Source organism: Gardnerella sp. DNF01199S, assembly GCF_049244155.1.
GTDB lineage: Bacteria > Actinomycetota > Actinomycetes > Actinomycetales > Bifidobacteriaceae > Bifidobacterium > Bifidobacterium piotii.
Genome location: NZ_CP058380.1, coordinates 880,141 through 897,288 on the forward strand (window position 1 = coordinate 880,141; position 17,148 = coordinate 897,288).

Annotated in this window: 13 protein-coding genes; 8 read left to right on the forward strand and 5 right to left on the reverse strand. The window is 40.4% G+C overall.

Annotated features, from left to right (window positions below):
- Window positions 1-12 precede the first annotated feature (12 nt).
- The 3 genes from HXT45_RS03460 to HXT45_RS03470 form a co-directional block, all read right to left on the reverse strand.
- Window positions 13-1,029 (reverse strand): DUF58 domain-containing protein, encoded by a 1,017-nt coding sequence (locus HXT45_RS03460; RefSeq protein WP_421781251.1) that lies wholly within the window; start codon window positions 1,027-1,029, stop codon window positions 13-15.
- Window positions 1,026-2,162 (reverse strand): AAA family ATPase, encoded by a 1,137-nt coding sequence (locus HXT45_RS03465; RefSeq protein ID WP_421781253.1) that lies wholly within the window; start codon window positions 2,160-2,162, stop codon window positions 1,026-1,028. The genes HXT45_RS03460 and HXT45_RS03465 overlap by 4 nt, the downstream gene beginning before the upstream one ends.
- 109 nt (window positions 2,163-2,271) lie before the next feature.
- Window positions 2,272-2,973, reverse strand: a complete 702-nt coding sequence (locus HXT45_RS03470; RefSeq protein ID WP_004133214.1) for a uracil-DNA glycosylase — start codon at window positions 2,971-2,973, stop codon at window positions 2,272-2,274.
- 133 nt (window positions 2,974-3,106) lie between these two features.
- Between HXT45_RS03470 and HXT45_RS03475 the strand changes: the two genes are divergently transcribed.
- Window positions 3,107-3,787: a LytR C-terminal domain-containing protein gene (locus HXT45_RS03475; RefSeq protein WP_421781255.1), complete on the forward strand. Its 681-nt coding sequence runs from the start codon at window positions 3,107-3,109 to the stop codon at window positions 3,785-3,787.
- A 323-nt stretch (window positions 3,788-4,110) separates the two neighbouring features.
- Window positions 4,111-5,736 carry a chaperonin GroEL gene (groL, locus tag HXT45_RS03480; protein WP_004133211.1) on the forward strand — a complete coding sequence of 542 codons (1,626 nt, stop codon included), beginning with the start codon at window positions 4,111-4,113 and terminating at the stop codon, window positions 5,734-5,736.
- A 114-nt stretch (window positions 5,737-5,850) separates the two neighbouring features.
- Here the strand turns inward: groL and HXT45_RS03485 are convergent, their stop codons facing one another.
- Window positions 5,851-6,144: a WXG100 family type VII secretion target gene (locus tag HXT45_RS03485; RefSeq protein ID WP_101889275.1), complete on the reverse strand. Its 294-nt coding sequence runs from the start codon at window positions 6,142-6,144 to the stop codon at window positions 5,851-5,853.
- Between the two features lie 161 nt (window positions 6,145-6,305).
- Between HXT45_RS03485 and HXT45_RS03490 the strand changes: the two genes are divergently transcribed.
- The 6 genes from HXT45_RS03490 to HXT45_RS03515 all read left to right on the forward strand — a co-directional run bounded on the left by HXT45_RS03490 (window position 6,306) and on the right by HXT45_RS03515 (window position 14,316).
- Window positions 6,306-7,040: a hypothetical protein gene (locus tag HXT45_RS03490; RefSeq protein ID WP_421781257.1), complete on the forward strand. Its 735-nt coding sequence runs from the start codon at window positions 6,306-6,308 to the stop codon at window positions 7,038-7,040.
- Window positions 7,041-7,100: 60 nt separating this feature from the next.
- The gene (locus tag HXT45_RS03495) at window positions 7,101-7,841 is read left to right on the forward strand and encodes a response regulator transcription factor (protein ID WP_004130734.1); all 741 of its coding nucleotides are present in this window, start codon (window positions 7,101-7,103) and stop codon (window positions 7,839-7,841) included.
- Between the two features lie 2 nt (window positions 7,842-7,843).
- Window positions 7,844-9,901 carry a sensor histidine kinase gene (locus HXT45_RS03500; protein WP_421781259.1) on the forward strand — a complete coding sequence of 686 codons (2,058 nt, stop codon included), beginning with the start codon at window positions 7,844-7,846 and terminating at the stop codon, window positions 9,899-9,901.
- A 121-nt stretch (window positions 9,902-10,022) separates the two neighbouring features.
- Window positions 10,023-10,412, forward strand: a complete 390-nt coding sequence (locus HXT45_RS03505) for a cold-shock protein (RefSeq protein WP_115793912.1) — start codon at window positions 10,023-10,025, stop codon at window positions 10,410-10,412.
- An 18-nt stretch (window positions 10,413-10,430) separates the two neighbouring features.
- A complete protein-coding gene (locus tag HXT45_RS03510; protein ID WP_128814089.1) occupies window positions 10,431-11,636 on the forward strand; it encodes a DUF3027 domain-containing protein in 1,206 nt (401 codons plus the stop codon).
- Between the two features lie 82 nt (window positions 11,637-11,718).
- The gene (locus tag HXT45_RS03515; protein WP_421781262.1) at window positions 11,719-14,316 is read left to right on the forward strand and encodes an ATP-dependent Clp protease ATP-binding subunit; all 2,598 of its coding nucleotides are present in this window, start codon (window positions 11,719-11,721) and stop codon (window positions 14,314-14,316) included.
- Window positions 14,317-14,390: 74 nt separating this feature from the next.
- Here HXT45_RS03515 and HXT45_RS03520 read toward each other — a convergent pair whose 3' ends face one another.
- Window positions 14,391-17,147, reverse strand: a complete 2,757-nt coding sequence (locus tag HXT45_RS03520) for a bifunctional lysylphosphatidylglycerol flippase/synthetase MprF (protein ID WP_128831768.1) — start codon at window positions 17,145-17,147, stop codon at window positions 14,391-14,393.
- Window position 17,148 lies beyond the last annotated feature (1 nt).

The window sequence follows — 17,148 nt, forward strand, 5'->3', positions numbered from 1 at the left end:
CACCAACCCAAACTACTCCAAGAGTAAATCTTGATTCTTCTTAACATTAAAAACGCTATTTTGCAAAGTTGCGTTGCAAATAAATTTAGCTAAAGAATGAAATATTTGGTTGCTGGAAGACCCTCGTATAAGGCAAGCTTTAGAAGTATTTAAGCACTCGTGTAAAGCGTTGTTTACAAATGCTCTATGCGCTTTTACTTCCTTAGAGCATGAATCGTCTATTAAAAATGCTGGTATTTTGCGCATAGTTGTTCCGTCAACTATTGGAATATTTTTAGACGCACTAAATGGATTCACGGGATTTATTGTTACAACTATTAAAGAATGTAAACTTGCGATTTTTTGTAAATCATTAAAATGCTTTTGCAAAATAGCGTATTCGTCCGTAATTATTACGATTAAACTGTGTTTTTGAGTAATCGAATTAGCAAAATCAATAATTGCATTTGTGTTTCTAGGATTTTTACGTGCGTTGCATAGTGAAATATCTAAGCTACGTTCAAAATCAGGAAGATTCCTGCAAGATGGGATTCTTAAAATATTATCTCCATCAAATAAAGTGCAATCAAGCGAGTCATTGCGTTTTAAGCTTAAAGACGCAAAAAAGCATGCTGTGTTAGAAGCAGTCTCATATAAGTACTCATTGCTTTTAGATGCGCAAGAGGCATTCATGTTTAAGCTAGAATCCACAAGAATCCAAGTTTTAGAAGAAGATTCGCGCTGCCTGGAAGAAACCATTGGCTCGCCAACTCTTGCGCTGGCTTTCCAATTAATCATTCTGGCTTCGTCTCCAGGCTGCCACGCGTGAACGTCTACTAAGTCGCCATTGCCAAATTTTTGACTAGAAGGATGTTCTCCTTCGAAAATGCTTAAAGATTTTTTTGCAAGTGGCAAATTTAGGCGATTGTCTAATACTTCGATTTTTCTTCTAACTTTTTTAGACGAATCGGAGCATAGCAAACTTCTTTTAGCATTATTAGCAACAAAAGTTGGATGAGAATAAGAGTTAATCAGTTTTGCAAAAATCATGGTGCAGGAACCGTCTTCACTATTGCATCAATAACTTGATCGCTAGTAATCGAATCCGCTAAAGCTTCAAAAGTCAAAAGAATTCTGTGTCTAAGAACTTCGTGAGCAAACTTTTTAACATCTTCTGGAATAACGTAATCTCTTCCAGAAAGCAAAGCTTGAGCTTGACCAATGCGGATCAAAGCAATAGAAGCTCTAGGGCTTGCTCCCATTCTAACTAGCGAAGAAATAGTTTTAAGAGGATGACTTCCTTGGCCTCTAGAAGTTGCAACAATATCTACAGCATAGTTCATAACAGCTTCCGAAACATGCACTCGCTTAGCAGCTGCGCGCAAAAAAGTAACATCTTGCAAACTTATTTTTTGACTATTAAGCGTTTGAGGATTAAAAACGTCACTTCCTCTGTTTGTTAGAAGCTCTAGCATACTTACTTCTTCGCTAGGTGAAGGATAAGTCATAACTGCCTTAAGCATAAAACGATCCATTTGAGCTTCTGGAAGATTAAATATGCCTTCTTCTTCAATAGGATTTTGCGTAGCAATAACCATAAAAGGCTGAGGCAGATTAATGCGTTCTCCGCCGATTGTTGTTGAGCCTTCGGCCATTGCTTCTAGCATAGCGGATTGTGTTTTTGCGTTAGAACGATTGATTTCGTCTAGAAGAATCACGTTTGCGTGAATAGGGCCGATTTGTGTGGTAAATCTTTGAGAAGCAAAGTCAAAAACTTGTGTTCCAACTAAGTCTGCTGGCATTAAATCAGGAGTGCATTGAATTCGCTTAAAACTTCCAGACATAGCTGTTGCAAGAGTTTGCGCGGCAGTTGTTTTTGCAAGTCCTGGAACTGATTCAATAAGAATGTGGCCTCCAGCAATAAGCGTCAAAATAAGTGATTCTCTAAGTGAATCTTGGCCTACAAGCGTTTGCGTGAATCTGGAGCGAAGAATGGCAGCTATTTGCTGTGCTTTTTTAATGCTTTCGTTAGACACGCCTGCAGATATTGGCTGATTTACTTCGTCTATTGTGCTAGAAGCAACACCATTAGAAGCAGGTATGCGCGGTTGAGGTGGAAGAGAGAAAACACCAGTATTTTCGCTATTATTTTGACTATTTGGTTGTGGAGGGAATAATGCCATGCGTTTTATTTTAACCGATATGCGCTACCTTAGATGTTTTTAGTTTCTATTTTTGGCAAGTCTTTACTCGTTTTTCTATAAACTTCATCTTGCTATGTGCTTTAGATTTCTATAAACTCCAGTCAATTGGTGTTGCGCCTAGAGATATTAATGCTTGATTTGCTCTAGAAAATGGCTTTGATCCAAAAAATCCTCTTGAAGCAGAAAGTGGGCTTGGATGAGGGGATTGAATAATTATTGCATTTGTAAGAAGAGGTGCTAGGCTTTGAGCGTTTCTGCCCCAAAGAATAGCCACAAGTGGAAGTGGTTTGCCATTAGCATCTTTACGATTATTTAATGCTGTTATTGCTGCATCTGTGATTTGTTCCCAACCTTTTCCTTGATGGCTATTAGCTTTTCCAGCTTCTACGCTAAGGCATCTGTTCAAAAGCATTACGCCTTGCTTAGTCCAAGGTGTTAAATCACCATTTTTAGGCATTGGAACATTTAAGTCGCTAACTAATTCTTTGTAAATATTAGTCAGACTTTTAGGTAAAGGTTTAACGCGAGCATCCACACAAAAACTAAGACCAACGGGGTGGCCTGGAGTAGGGTATGGGTCTTGACCAACAATAAGAACTTTTATTTGATTAAATGGAATAGTAAAAGCTCTAAGAATATTATGACTTTCTGGCAAAAATCGTCTTCCGCATGCCATCTCTTCGCGTAAGAAGTCTCCCATTTTGTGGATTTGCGGCTCAACTGGCTCAAGAGCATTTGCCCAATCTGGGTCTATTAGTTCGTGTAAAGATTTTCGCTGCTTAATATTCATGTTTATCAACTCTAAAACAAGGGTGATAAATCCAAAATCAAATATAAAAATAAATAAATTTTTTACGCTTTGTGCGCGGCATTCGCTAATATGGATTCATATTGTTTAGATAGTTTTTAGAAGGGATGCAATTATGGCGCATAAGCAGAACGTGTCGTTTACGCCAGATGCTTTTGATAATCCACCAGAAGGTCCTGTTGGTGTTCATCGCGGAAATCGCTCTTGGTATGCTGTATTGCTCCCGTATGTAATAGTCATAGCTATGGCTGTTATTTTAGGCGTTTTTGCATGGGCTATTATGTCTGGAGAAATCAACAATATTCGTTTGCCTTGGAGTGCAAATCAGTCAACAACTGCTAAGTCTTCTAACGTTAAGAGCGGTAAGATTGATGAGCGCAAGAGCAAGTCTGATAATGCTAATGACGATTCAGACGAAGATAGAGATCCAGTAAAAGAAGATAAGTCAAACAAAACAGATAAAAATGATAATAGCTCTAAGGATTCTAAAGACAATAATGCAAGCAACTCAAATTCTTCTGAACAACCTATTAACAAGACTGTTCCAGTAAGAGTTGTTAACGCAACAAAGATTCAGGGTCATGCGGCTCAAGAAGCAGCAAAGCTTAAGCAAGCAGGCTATGCAAGCGTAGAAGCTGCAAATCCTTCTGGAAACGTTCCTGCTGATTCCGTTGTTTGGTATAAGGGAGACGAGAATCGATCTGCTGCTGAAGATATTGCTAAGACGCTTGGAATTAGCAATGTTGAGCCTGCAAATCAAATAGCAACCACTATTGTTGTTGTTTTGTGCAAGTAAATGTGCAATTAGATTGCATGTGTGCGATTGCATATGTGCGAGTGCATTAAATAAGTGACGCAACAAGTGATGTAATAAATTTGATTAATAAATAAATACTTAAATAGTCAATTGAAAAACTACAATAAGTGGCTTTTTGATTGGCTATTTTTGATTTTATACTATAGATTTTTTCTATAGATTTTTGATTATAGTTGGCACTCGGGCATGTAGAGTGCTAATCTTCATTTAGCACTCAGTTTAACGGTTTAGTCAACAGCTGACGGTTGATTAGCTAAAAGAAGCATGAGTGAGTGTCCATAGTTAATTTATGTGGAGGAATAATGGCAAAGATTATTGCCTATGAAGAGGATGCCCGCCAGGGTATGCTTGCTGGTCTTGATAAGCTTGCAAATACAGTAAAGGTCACTCTTGGACCAAAGGGTCGTAACGTAGTTCTAGATAAGTCTTACGGCGCTCCAACAATCACTAATGATGGCGTTTCAATCGCTAAAGAGATTGACCTTGAAGACCCATACGAGCGTATTGGTGCTGAATTAGTTAAGGAAGTTGCTAAGAAGACTGATGACGTTGCAGGCGACGGCACTACAACCGCTACTGTTTTGGCTCAGTCTTTGGTGCACGAAGGCTTAAAGAACGTTGTTGCTGGTAGCAATCCAATTGCTCTTCGCCGCGGCATTGAAAAAGCTTCCGAAGCAATTGTTAAGGAATTGCTTGCGTCTGCTAAAGATGTTGAAACAAAGGATCAAATCGCTGCTACTGCTACGATTTCTGCTGCCGACCCAGAAGTTGGCGAAAAGATTGCAGAAGCTCTAGATAAGGTTGGTCAAGACGGCGTTGTTACTGTTGAAGACAACAACAAGTTTGGTCTTGATTTGGACTTTACAGAAGGCATGCGCTTTGATAAGGGTTACATTTCTCCTTACTTTGTAACTAACGCAGAAGATCAGACTGCTGTTTTGGAAGATCCATACATTTTGCTCACTTCTGGCAAGGTTTCTAGCCAGCAAGACATTGTTCATGTTGCAGAACTTGTTATGAAGTCTGGTAAGCCATTGCTTATTATTGCGGAAGATGTTGATGGCGAAGCTTTGCCAACTCTTGTTCTTAACAAGATTCGTGGCACTTTCAACACTGTAGCTGTTAAGGCTCCAGGCTTTGGCGATCGTCGCAAGGCAATGTTGCAAGATATGGCAATTTTGACTGGCGCTCAGGTTGTTTCTGACGACCTTGGCTTAAAGCTTGATTCTATCGATGCATCTGTGTTTGGTCATGCATCTAAGGTGATTGTTTCTAAGGATGAAACAACTATTGTTTCTGGTGCTGGCTCTAAGGAAGACGTTGAGGCTCGTGTTGCTCAGATTCGCGGCGAAATCGAAAATACCGATTCCGATTACGATCGCGAAAAGCTTCAGGAGCGTCTTGCAAAGCTTGCTGGTGGAGTTGCCGTTATTAAGGTTGGCGCTGCTACAGAAGTAGAAGCCAAGGAGCGCAAGCATCGCATTGAAGATGCAGTGCGTAACGCTAAGGCTGCAATCGAAGAGGGCTTGCTCCCAGGTGGTGGCGTTGCTCTTGTTCAAGCTGCTGCAAAGGTTGAGAAGTCTGCCGAAGTCGCAAATCTTAAGGGCGAAGAAGCTACTGGCGCTGCAATCGTGTTCCGCGCTGTAGAAGCTCCAATCAAGCAGATTGCTCAAAATAGCGGTGTTTCTGGAGATGTTGTTCTTAACAAGGTTCGCGAGCTTCCAGAAGGCCAAGGCTTTAACGCTGCAACCAACGCTTACGAAGATTTGATGGCTGCTGGCGTTACCGACCCAGTTAAGGTAACTCGTTCTGCTCTACAGAATGCTGCTTCTATTGCTGGTTTGTTCTTAACAACCGAAGCTGTTGTTGCAAATAAGCCAGAAAAGCCAGCTGCAGCTCCTGCAGGCGGCGCAGAGATGGGCTACTAAATTAAATTAACTCTTTGATTGAGTCTGTTTAGTTATCAATACATGAGCGGTAAAGTTTTGACTTTGCCGCTCATGTTTGTTTTTGTTTTTGTTTTTGTGATTTGTGACTTTTGTTTAGTTCATTGCAAACAAGGAAGTTGCTTGTGCTTCTGTATCCATGTAAATGTTAGAAACATTTTGCATTGCTAATTGAATTGCCTCTAGAGATTGCTCCATTTGTTGGTGTGCTGCACGCCATTGCCCAGCGGTTGTTGCAAACTGAGTTGCAGCAGGGCCAGTCCACACGCTTTGTAATTGCTGTAGATTTGCGTACATTCCATTTGTTGCATCTCGAATCGCATTAATCGAAGATCCGACTGCTGCGGCAGATTGCTGAATTTGCTCTGAGTCTACTCTAAATTGTGCCATTTTTACTCCTTAATGTTTGTAAATGTATGCGTTTTTCTATGTTTTTTTTTTATTTCCGTGTTCTCTAATGCTTGTATAGAATGTGTTTGTACAGAAAGATGCGTCTAAAACTCAATTTTGCTATTGTTTCTTGTAATCTAAAAACACGGTATTATGAATATATGCCATTAAGCGATTATGACAAAGATTTTTTTACTAATGTGGTTAAAGGCTTATGCGCACTTATAATGCTTGCGTTTTTAAGCCAAATTGCTTTATTTGCAAGCATTGCTTTTGCGGAAGATGAATCAAAAAATGGTGATCTAGCAAATAAAAGTTCTAATAATTATGGCATTGTTGCTACTGATTCAATTACAGATACGGAAAATCTTCTAGGGGATTCCGTTGCAAAAGTTTCCGATATGATTGCTAGCACAAAAAAGCAAACAGGCGTATCTGTGCGCCTTCTTTACTTAGCTAATTTTAGCGGCAGCAAAGACCCATCAAAGTGGGCTAGCGATTTATTGACAAGCACGAATCCAGCTCCAAACACTGTTCTTTTAGCAATTGCTACTCATGATGGAAGGCTTGTTGTTGCAGTTTCGCCTAATTCCGATGAATGGCTTAAAAGAAAAACAACGGTTGACTTATTGTCGGGTGCAGCTTACAGGCCATTAGTTAACGCGCAAGGTGCTGACTGGGCTAAGTCTGCGATTTTGCTTATGAAGCAGATTTCTAGAGCTAAAAAAACAGCGGTTACGCCTTCAACAAGTATTATTGCAACTATTGTTATGATTGTTGTGATTGCAGCATTGTTTGTAATTGTTGCGATTGTACTTTATAGAAGAAATTATGTGCTAAAGCAAGTTAAACTAGGATTTAGAAAAGCTAAGCGTAGGCACGCATCGCATAAATAAAATTATTTTTTCCAGGAAACACTCAGGAAACATTCAGCTTTATAAGTGATGCTAAACAGTATGGGTAAGAATGTAGAAGCATCTATTGTTGTGGTCGATGACGAACCTTCAATTCGTGAACTTTTGGTTGCATCGTTGCACTTTGCTGGATTTGACGTAGAAACCGCTGCCTCTGGATCGGAAGCAATCGAGGTTATAGAGCGCGTTCATCCAGATCTTATTGTTATGGACGTTATGCTACCAGATATTGATGGGTTTACTGTTACAAGGCGAATCCGCCAAAATGGTGTGGTAGTGCCAGTGCTGTTTCTTACAGCTAGAGATGATACTCAAGATAAGATTATGGGTTTAACAGTTGGTGGAGATGACTACGTTACAAAACCTTTTAGCCTAGAAGAAGTAGTTGCTAGAATTCGTGCGATTTTGCGCAGAACTCAAGAGCCAGAAGAAGACACCCCTGTTGTGCGCGTTGCAGATTTAGAGATTAATGAGGACTCGCACGATGTTTCTAGAGCTGGAGTTCCAATCGAGCTAAGTCCTACGGAATACAAGCTTTTGCATTACTTAATGGATAACGAAGGCAGAGTGTTGTCTAAAAGTCAGATTCTTAATCACGTTTGGCAATACGATTGGGGTGGAGACGCAGCAATCGTTGAATCCTATATTTCTTATCTTAGAAAGAAAATCGACGGTATTGAGATTAAGAATGACGATGGCTCTATAGAGAAAGTTGTTCCACTTATTGAAACTAAGCGTGGAATTGGTTACATGATTCGCGTACCAAAGGCGGGTCAAGCCTGATTATGAATAGTGGCAAGTCTGCGGAAGTCGCTATTTATAATCCAGAAGTTGCTAATGCAAATGCGGATTATAAAAGCAAAAACAATAATCCTAATAAAAAGCATAAAGCAGCAAAATGGATACGTAAACATCTAGATGCAATACCGTTAAGCACTCGATTAGTGGCATGTACGCTTGTAGTTTTAACTATTGCAGCATTTTGCATATCATTGTCGATTAGGCAATTAGTTGGAAGCTATTTGCTAGATAAAACCGATGCTCAGTTGGCAGATCAAGCCCAGCTTATTTACGACAATATTGATTTGCTTAGAAAAAAGGATTCAAAAGATCCAACTGTTGGTCCAAATGACTATTTCTTGCAAATTCGAGACACTAATAACAAAATTATTACAACGCCTTTGGTTCCTCCGCTTAAAGGAGACGTTGTTTCTATGCCAACGCTGCCAGAAGATGGAGAAATCAACAGCGTTGTTATAAAAAGAAAGCCGTTTACATCTCCTGCTGTTGTTCATGGCGACCTTAAAAGCGTTGATGAAGCAACTGCAAAGGTTGCTCAGTCGCCGTGGCGCGTACTAGTTCTTACATGGGGTAATCGCAGTGGTTACAACTCCGAAATGCGCGTTAGAGGTTACGTTTATATAGCGCTTTCTCTAAGCGACCAAATGGATACTCTAAATACTCTTACGCGCTATTGTTTAATGGTTAGTATAACTGTTATTTTGCTTGGTGCAGTTTTGTCTGCTTTGATTATTCAATCAACTCTTGTTCCGCTAAAAAGAATAGAAAAAACAGCTTCTAAAATTGCTTCTGGAGATTTAAGCAGACGAGTTCCTTCTGCTCCAGAAAACACGGAAGTTGGGTCTTTGGCAGCAAGCTTAAATTCAATGCTTTCTAGAATTGAGCAAGGCTTTAACGATCAAGAAGCAATGACAGAAAAAATGAAACGTTTTGTTTCGGACGCAAGTCACGAGCTTAGAACGCCTTTAGCTGCGATTCACGGTTATGCAGAATTGTATTACATGTGGAGAGGTGTTGCTGGCCAGCAAGATAAGGCTGATGATTCCATTGCTCACATTAAGGCTTCTAGCGAAAGAATGACGGAGCTTGTTGAAGATTTGCTTTCGCTAGCGCGATTCGACGAGGGGCGAGGAATCAATGTTTCTCAAACTGTTAATGTAACTCCAATTCTTAAAGATGCTGCTAATGATTTGCGCGCGCTTGATCAAGTTAGAGTTGTGCAGCAAGGAACATTGTATTTAGCAGACGACTTAAAGCTAATGGATTGCTCTAAGCCTACAAATTGTAATCTTGATAGAAAGTTTATTTTTACTTCAGGCTCGCTTCCTAACGTTACTATAAAGGGCGATGGAGCAAGGTTGCGTCAAGTTCTTACTAATATTGTTGGCAACATTCATCGTTATACTCCAAGTGATTCTCCTGTAGAAATCGGAATGGGAATTTTTAAAGCTTCGATTACTCCAGAAGCTTTGCAAAAAATGAGCTCTGTTTCTAAGTCTCTTAAGGACTTTTTGGAAGCTGCAGAAGTTAGCCAATCAACAGGTGCTGGCAGTTCTTATGTTGTTATAAGGGTTGTTGATCACGGCCCTGGAGTTCCAGAAGAATCGCTGCCTCATATTTTTGAGCGTTTCTATATTGCTGATCCTTCTAGAGCTAGAGAAAAAGGCGGTACAGGCTTAGGCATGTCTATTGCACAATCTGTTGTTAAAGCTCATCGCGGTTTGATTTGCGCAACAACGTCTTGTGCGTATAGAACTAGCCAAGATGATTTTGCTACAGATATTTCTGCAGACATAACAATGAATGGAGATGAATCTTTGGATTCTAAGCCTCACGGTTTAACTCTTACAGTTGTGTTGCCAAAAGTTATTATTGACGATAATAGTGATAATAACGATAATAACGATAATAACGATAATAACGATAATAACGATAATAACGATAATAACGATAATGCGAGCAAAGAAAGTAATGTAGATAAATCGAATAAAATGCTTACAAGTGGCTCTATTAGTGATGTTGAAAACAAGAAGATTGCTTAGATTATTTAGGTTGTTCTAGATTCATGCGCTACAATTAAAAAAGTGTGAATCTGTAGAGTTATATGGATGTAGTAGAATTGATGATTCGCATAAAGTTTAGTGAATTTGAGTGAGGTGTGTTATGCCCAACGGGCGTGTTCGTTGGTATGATTCCCAAAAGGGATATGGCTTTATAGTAGATGAAGATGGCAAGGATGTATTTTTGCCTTCTTCTGCGTTGCCATCGTCAATAAAGGAATTGCGTAAAGGTATGCGTGTGGAATTTTCTGTTATAGAAGGGCGCAAAGGCCCGCAAGCAATGGGACTTACACTCGTAGCTTCTGCTCCTTCGCTTGTAAAAGCTACAAGGCCAAAAGCAGAAGATATGGCTGCAATCGTAGAAGACCTTATTAAGCTTTTGGACTCTGCTGGCAACGGCTTGCGCAGACGCCATTATCCATCTAGTGCAGAATCTAAAAAGCTTGCTCATTTGTTGCGTGCTGTAGCAGATAATTTTGACGTACAAGATTAATAGTTAACAGGATTTTTTATGGAAGATGAAGTAATAAATCCGCAGGAGCTTGCTTATGAAGTTGCTGTGGAAACTTCGGAGCGCAAAAACGCTGTAGGCGATTTTGTAGGCAAAACGAATCTTGGTAGTAATGTTACTGATTTCCGTTTTGCTTGCACTATGCTTGGCTATGAAGGCTGGCAATGGTCGGTAACGCTGTATCATGATGAAGATGCTGGTCGTTGGACTGTTAACGAGTCTAGTCTTGCTCCAACTGAAGATTCGTTACTTCCTCCTCCTTGGGTTCCTTGGAAAGATAGACTTAGGCCTACGGATCTTTCGGTTATGGATTCAATCGGCACTGCAGAAGATGACTCCAGGCTTGAAGATGGAGTTAAGCTTGATGGTATTCAAGAAAATAATGCATCTGAAGATGGTTCGCAATGCGCTAAAGATAGTGAAAACACTAATAACGATGCAAATAGCGAAAATAGCGAAAATAGCGCGGATAGTTCAGATAGTTCGGATAGCAAAAGCGCATATAATGCAGATAACGCAAGTGCAGAAGATGATGAAAATCTTGAGAATGGGGAGTCAAAAGAAGATTTTGAAGATGCTGTTGAAACTTTCCGCTTAACTCGAAAAAGAGTTATGACTGCTCAGGCTATAGCTCAAACTGCAAAAAGATGGTATGCGGGTCAACATGGACCAAAGTCGCTTTCTACTAAGATTGCGGATGGAAAAGCTTGCTCGTCATGTGGATTTATGATTCCTCTTGCAGGAAGTCTTGGAAACATGTTTGGAGTTTGCGCAAATATGTGGAGCCCAGACGATGGGCGAGTAGTTGCGCTTGATCATGGATGCGGAGAACATTCCGAAATAGCGCCTCCTGAGCCATCGCAGCTTTGGGTTCAATCAGAGCCTGCTTACGACGACTATCACATTGAGATTGTTCCTCAAACGCCTAGAGAAGAACGTGCTGATGTTGAGCTTATAGAAGAAGCGATTGAAGATAGCAAAGAAAATCGCAAGTCAAGGCGTAAGCGCGTTTTGGATGAAAATAATCAAGATAGTAAAGAGCATGATGACGATGGTTTGCGCAATGAGGGTGAAGATATTGCAAATAATAATAGTGGTTTGCAATATGAAGATGTTGCAGAATCAAAAAGCAGTGCACAAATCGTAGATAATGCAGAATCTGAAGATAATTTTGACTCAAATAATAATCCGCAACCAAACGATTAGTCCCACGGATTCTATAGAGAGCATTGCTCTAGAGTCATGGCAACTCGTTACCATGGAACAAGGATAAAAACGGAAGGCAATTATGTTTGAACGGTTTACTGACCGCGCTCGGCGTGTTATTGTGCTAGCGCAAGAAGAAGCGCGCGCTCTTCAGCATAACTACATTGGTACGGAGCATATTCTTTTAGGCCTTATTAGAGAAGGCGAAGGAATAGCAGCGAAAGCTTTGAGCGCAAAAGGCGTAGATTTAGACGGTACTCGCAAACAAGTAAAAGAGATGATTGGCACGGGCACTGTTTCGCCTAATGGCCACATACCTTTTACTCCGCATGCTAAGCAGGTGCTTGAGCTTAGTTTGCGTGAAGCTTTGCAACTTGGTCATAGTTATATTGGTACTGAGCATATTCTTTTAGGCCTTATTAGAGAAGGCGAAGGCGTTGGAACGCAAGTGCTTATTAAAATGGAGGTTGATTTAGGAGATCTTCGTAGCACGGCAATGGATTTGATTCGTGGCAATTCTGGCATTCCAGCAGACGGTCAAGGTGCCGATCTTGCAAATGCTGGTGGAGTTCAAGATAAACGCAATCAGTCTGGTTCTGCTCTTTTAGATCAGTTTGGAAGAAATCTTACTAACGAAGCTCAACAAGGCAAGCTTGACCCTGTTATTGGACGCTCTAAAGAAATTGAGCGTGTTATGGTTGTGCTTTCTCGTAGAACAAAGAATAATCCTGTTCTTATTGGCGAGCCAGGCGTTGGTAAAACAGCTGTTGTAGAAGGTCTTGCACAAAAGATTGTTGCTGGAGATGTTCCAGAAACTTTAAAGGGTAAGCAAGTTTATTCTCTTGATCTTGGCTCAATGGTTGCAGGCTCTCGTTACCGTGGTGATTTTGAAGAGCGCTTAAAGAAGGTGCTTAAAGAGATTAAGACTCGCGGAGATATTGTTCTATTTATTGACGAGATTCACACTATTGTTGGCGCGGGTGCTGCTGATGGCGCTTTGGGCGCTTCAGATATGCTTAAGCCTATGCTTGCGCGCGGCGAGATGCAAACGATTGGCGCTACAACTACAGATGAATATAGAAAGTATATTGAAAAGGATGCGGCTTTGGAACGCAGATTCCAGCCAATTCAGGTTCAAGAGCCTTCTATTGCAGAGACAATTGAAATTCTAAAGGGCTTGCGCGCGCGTTACGAGAATCATCATCATGTAACCATTACGGATGGTGCTTTGCAATCTGCAGCAGAAATGTCTGCTCGATACATTCAAGATCGCAATTTGCCAGATAAGGCGATTGACTTGATTGACGAAGCTGGTGCTCGATTGCGAATTAAGCGCTTAACAGAGCCTTCAGAGCTTAAAGAACTTGATTCTAAGATTTCTAAGCTTTCCGATAAAAAAGACGAAGCTATTAAGAATCAAGATTTTGAAAAAGCTGCCGACTTGCGAGATGAGCAAGAGAAGCTTGAAGAAGATCGTAAGATTAAAGAGCAAGCTTGGCGCGAAGGCGAATCCAATGTGAATATGGTTGTAGACGAAGATGTGATTGCATCTGTTGTTTCTAATACAACTGGTATTCCTGTTGTTAAGCTCACGCAAGCAGAGTCTAAAAAGCTGCTTGGCATGGAAGCAGAACTGCATAAGCGCATTATTGGTCAAGATGAGGCTGTTTGTGCGCTTTCTCGCTCGATTCGTCGTGCTCGAGTGGGCTTGAAGGATCCAAAGCGTCCTGCTGGCTCGTTTATTTTTGCTGGCCCTACTGGTGTTGGTAAAACGGAGCTTGCTAAGACTTTGGCTCAGTTCTTGTTTGACGACGACGATGCGCTTATTCGCGTAGATATGTCGGAGTTTGCAGAAAAGTATGCAGCTTCGCGTCTTTTTGGCGCTCCTCCAGGATATGTTGGCTACGAGGAAGGTGGCGAGCTTACGGAGAAGGTTCGCAGAAAGCCATTCTCTGTGGTTTTGTTCGACGAGATTGAGAAGGCGCATCCAGATATTTTCAACACATTGTTGCAAGTTTTGGATGATGGCCACTTAACAGATGGTCAAGGCCGAAAAGTTGATTTTAAGAACACTATTATTATCTTGACTACGAATCTTGGTACTCGAGATATTGCTAAGGCAGCAAACACAGGATTTAGCCTTGGTAATAACGCGGATGCTTCTTATCAGCGTATGAAGGATCAAGTTAATTCCGAGCTTAAGCGTCAATTCCGCCCAGAGTTCCTTAACCGTTTAGACGATACTATTGTGTTCCGTCAGCTTACTGAGCCAGAGGTTCGTCAAATTGTTGACTTAGATGTTAAGCGTTTGAACGACCGCTTGTTTGAGCGTCATATGGCTTTGGAGCTTACAGATGAAGCTAAGAATCTTCTTGCACAAAAGGGCTTTGACCCGCTTCTTGGAGCAAGGCCATTGCGTAGAGTTATTCAGCGAGACATCGAGGATGCTATTAGCGAGAAGATTTTGCTTGGCGATTTAACAGACGGCGAATGCGTTGAGGTGGATGCCGAAGGCGAAGGGTTGCTTGGAGAATTTATTTTCCGCGGTAAGAAGTTTGATTCCGCATGCAGCGACTCTAAGTCGGCAGAATCCACTGATTCCAATGATTCTTCCGAATCAACCGAGTCAGCTAAATCAGCCGAATCTGATTCCGCTTCAAAAGTTGAATCGGAGTCTTAGTTGCACAATTAAGATTTCTATTAAAACTCTTAATGAACTTAATCTCCGTTAATATGCAAGCTATAGCACGCAAATTAACGGAGATTTTTTTGATTTGCGTCTTTCTTAAGTGTTTTTAGCATTTCTAAAATTTGCTTAGGATTAGTTTCTGGCAAATAGGAGCTTGTAACAGCTAGCGATATTTGCGCAAGCTTTGCAGAATCCAAATAGCATATGTACACAGGACTATTGGTTGGTTGGAACTTTTTCTTAAAGAAGTACAACGACTTAAATCCGTATGCTGGTTCCAAAATGTCGGACATCATCTCTAGAGCATGAACAATAATCTCGTTAGATTCATGGTGATTTACGTCATTTCGTGCATGTTCTACGCCATCATTATCATTATTTTCTATATCGTCATTGTTATTAACAGTGTTCGCTCCATTTTGCAAAGAAGTTGAAGTACTAGAATCGTTTGAGTCGCAAATATCTGTTATTCCAGCAAGAGGAGCAGCAGAAAGACTCATAAATTCCACAGCAGATTCTGGATTCTCAAGTCCTTCATCTCTTAAGCGTTCCGCCATTCTTGCAATAAGCAATTCCATAATTCCATTAGGACTATCCGTACGGTGCCTCATAAAATCAAGAGTCCACCCTATTACGCGATTGTTGCTATAAGTAGGCATCCAGCTCGTAACGCCAAGAACCTTGCCGTTATTGTCAATTGCATACAAAATTTTCACTCGAGGATCGTGCAATTCTTCTAATCCGCCAAGAGTAAACTTCATCTCTGGAAGAGATTTAAGCTCTGCCCACTCTTCCGAAATCTCAATAATCTGTTGTTGAATTTCCCACGGAGCATCGTTGTATGTGCTAAGAACATCTGTTATTCCATCGCGTTTTGCTTTGTTTATAGCGGTACGAATATCTTGCCACTTTTTTCCACGAGTTTGCCATTCTTTAGGGTAAACAAGCATATCGCTTCCAACTTTAATAGACATAAAACCAAGAGATTCTAGGTTTTTGCGGTCTTCCTCATGCACAGCGTAGAAAGCTGGAGACCAAGAGTTTTGCTCGCAAAGTTGAATAAACGCTTTCAAATCATTCTTATATTCTGTTTTATCTCCAAAAGGTCCTGTTAATGTTAAAGCAATTCCATACTTAAGCCTATATGCTATTGCTGAGCGTTCTGTGTTAGAGAACCAATAGTGATTGTCTGGCCAAGTAGTCATAAAGCTCATTGTGTCTCCGCCAAAATGAACTAATTGACTTGCTTTTTTACGATCTTCTTCGTTAATTGTAACTTTGTTCTTAAACCACATAAGGCAAACAACGAAAAGAACAATCCAAAGAAGCACTCCAACGCATTGAGTAATAGCAGAAGCAAGTGGAGTTAATGGCATAAGCATTGCGTTAGATCTTGTTCCAAATCCCATAGGCATCCAACGTCCTGGGAGGTCACGGAGTAAATGATGCAAATCTGCTGTAGGCTTAAACTCATTTGGAGCAATTAATCCAAAGCAAACATATCCTATTCCAGTAGAAAATAGTGCAAGAACAATTGCAACTAATCCAATTCTGCGTTCAAACTTATCGCTATGATTTGGAAAATGCTTTATGTTTATAAACAATAGTATTGCGATTAATAGTGGAGGCAGAGCAGTGAGCATAAACGCTATAGAAGTTGCATTATTCTTGTGGAAAATCATAGCTTGCTTAGCTGCGATTAATGGCAAAATCGCAAAATACATAGTTGCATAAACTGCAGTAAGTCCATTAATTGTTATAGCCGCATATGCTGCAAGCCTTCTTCCGCGTAAAAGTCCCCAAGCTATAATCATTAAAGTAACAATAGGCAAAAGAATACGAATCCAAAGACCGCCAATTGTTGCGTGTTGCAATCCAGAATGAAGCAAACAGCTGCTAGAACTATAGTTCGATATGCATCTTGCAAGCCAAGGTTTTGTGCCCATTTGTGGAGACATAAACAAGCCTAGAGTTGTTAGTATTCCAGCATGTGATTTTGAAGATAGAGCAAGAACAGGGCCTAGTGCCATAATAAGTTGTGCTATTGAAAAAAGACGCCTAATTTCGTAGTCTGTTCCATGCCACCAACTTGCGCTTTTAGTAGTATTAGTTTTGATGTTCTTGTTCATTAAATTGCCAATAATATGGCCACAAATCGCTGCAAAAATCGTGCAATAATCCCCAGGATTTCCACTATAAAGAAGCATTGCAGACGTTATTGAATAGCCTAAAACAAGCATTCGTCTACGCCACAAGATTGATTCGCATGTTGCTGCAGACATAAACGCGCCAACAAAAAGAGTAAAAGGCGAAAGTCTAATTGGTATTCTAGTAATCCAATGCATATTGCGAATAATCGCAGAAAGATTGCCAACTAGTGTTAGTCCTAGCAAAGTTCCAATAAGCGTGCTAGATACAGAAACAAAAAGCAAACGCATTTTTCCAATTCTTGTTTCTGCTAATCCGATTAAAACCAAAGAAAGAATAGCGTTAACAGCTAAAGACGGAAAACTGTTTACAAGGAAAAGCGAGTGGAACAGTTTAAGCAAAAGTTGAGGAACGTTTCTATGACCAAAAAGGAATGGGGAGCCAATTTTTGGCTTATGGTACGAGAAAAACTGTGCAAGAGTAGCGTTTGTACCGTAAGTGTAAATGTGCATTACGGTACGGAAAATCCAATGTAAAAGGTTTATAAGCAAAAATACAAGAGTGATTTTTACTGCAAGAACTCGCTGAGACAGCCAGATTCTAACATCATTACTTAGTATAGATAAATGATGTTTTGCTGTTGACTTGTGATTTTTTGATAAAAAGTTTGGCATG

Coding starts and splice junctions, on each gene's coding strand:
- HXT45_RS03505 (WP_115793912.1), top strand. CDS start 10,023: ATGCCCAACGGGCGTGTTCGTTGGTATGATTCCCAAAAGGGATATGGC.
- HXT45_RS03485 (WP_101889275.1), bottom strand. CDS start 6,144: ATGGCACAATTTAGAGTAGACTCAGAGCAAATTCAGCAATCTGCCGCA.
- HXT45_RS03510 (WP_128814089.1), top strand. CDS start 10,431: ATGGAAGATGAAGTAATAAATCCGCAGGAGCTTGCTTATGAAGTTGCT.
- HXT45_RS03465 (WP_421781253.1), bottom strand. CDS start 2,162: ATGGCATTATTCCCTCCACAACCAAATAGTCAAAATAATAGCGAAAAT.
- HXT45_RS03520 (WP_128831768.1), bottom strand. CDS start 17,147: ATGCCAAACTTTTTATCAAAAAATCACAAGTCAACAGCAAAACATCAT.
- groL (WP_004133211.1), top strand. CDS start 4,111: ATGGCAAAGATTATTGCCTATGAAGAGGATGCCCGCCAGGGTATGCTT.
- HXT45_RS03515 (WP_421781262.1), top strand. CDS start 11,719: ATGTTTGAACGGTTTACTGACCGCGCTCGGCGTGTTATTGTGCTAGCG.
- HXT45_RS03475 (WP_421781255.1), top strand. CDS start 3,107: ATGGCGCATAAGCAGAACGTGTCGTTTACGCCAGATGCTTTTGATAAT.
- HXT45_RS03470 (WP_004133214.1), bottom strand. CDS start 2,973: ATGAATATTAAGCAGCGAAAATCTTTACACGAACTAATAGACCCAGAT.
- HXT45_RS03500 (WP_421781259.1), top strand. CDS start 7,844: ATGAATAGTGGCAAGTCTGCGGAAGTCGCTATTTATAATCCAGAAGTT.
- HXT45_RS03490 (WP_421781257.1), top strand. CDS start 6,306: ATGCCATTAAGCGATTATGACAAAGATTTTTTTACTAATGTGGTTAAA.
- HXT45_RS03495 (WP_004130734.1), top strand. CDS start 7,101: ATGGGTAAGAATGTAGAAGCATCTATTGTTGTGGTCGATGACGAACCT.
- HXT45_RS03460 (WP_421781251.1), bottom strand. CDS start 1,029: ATGATTTTTGCAAAACTGATTAACTCTTATTCTCATCCAACTTTTGTT.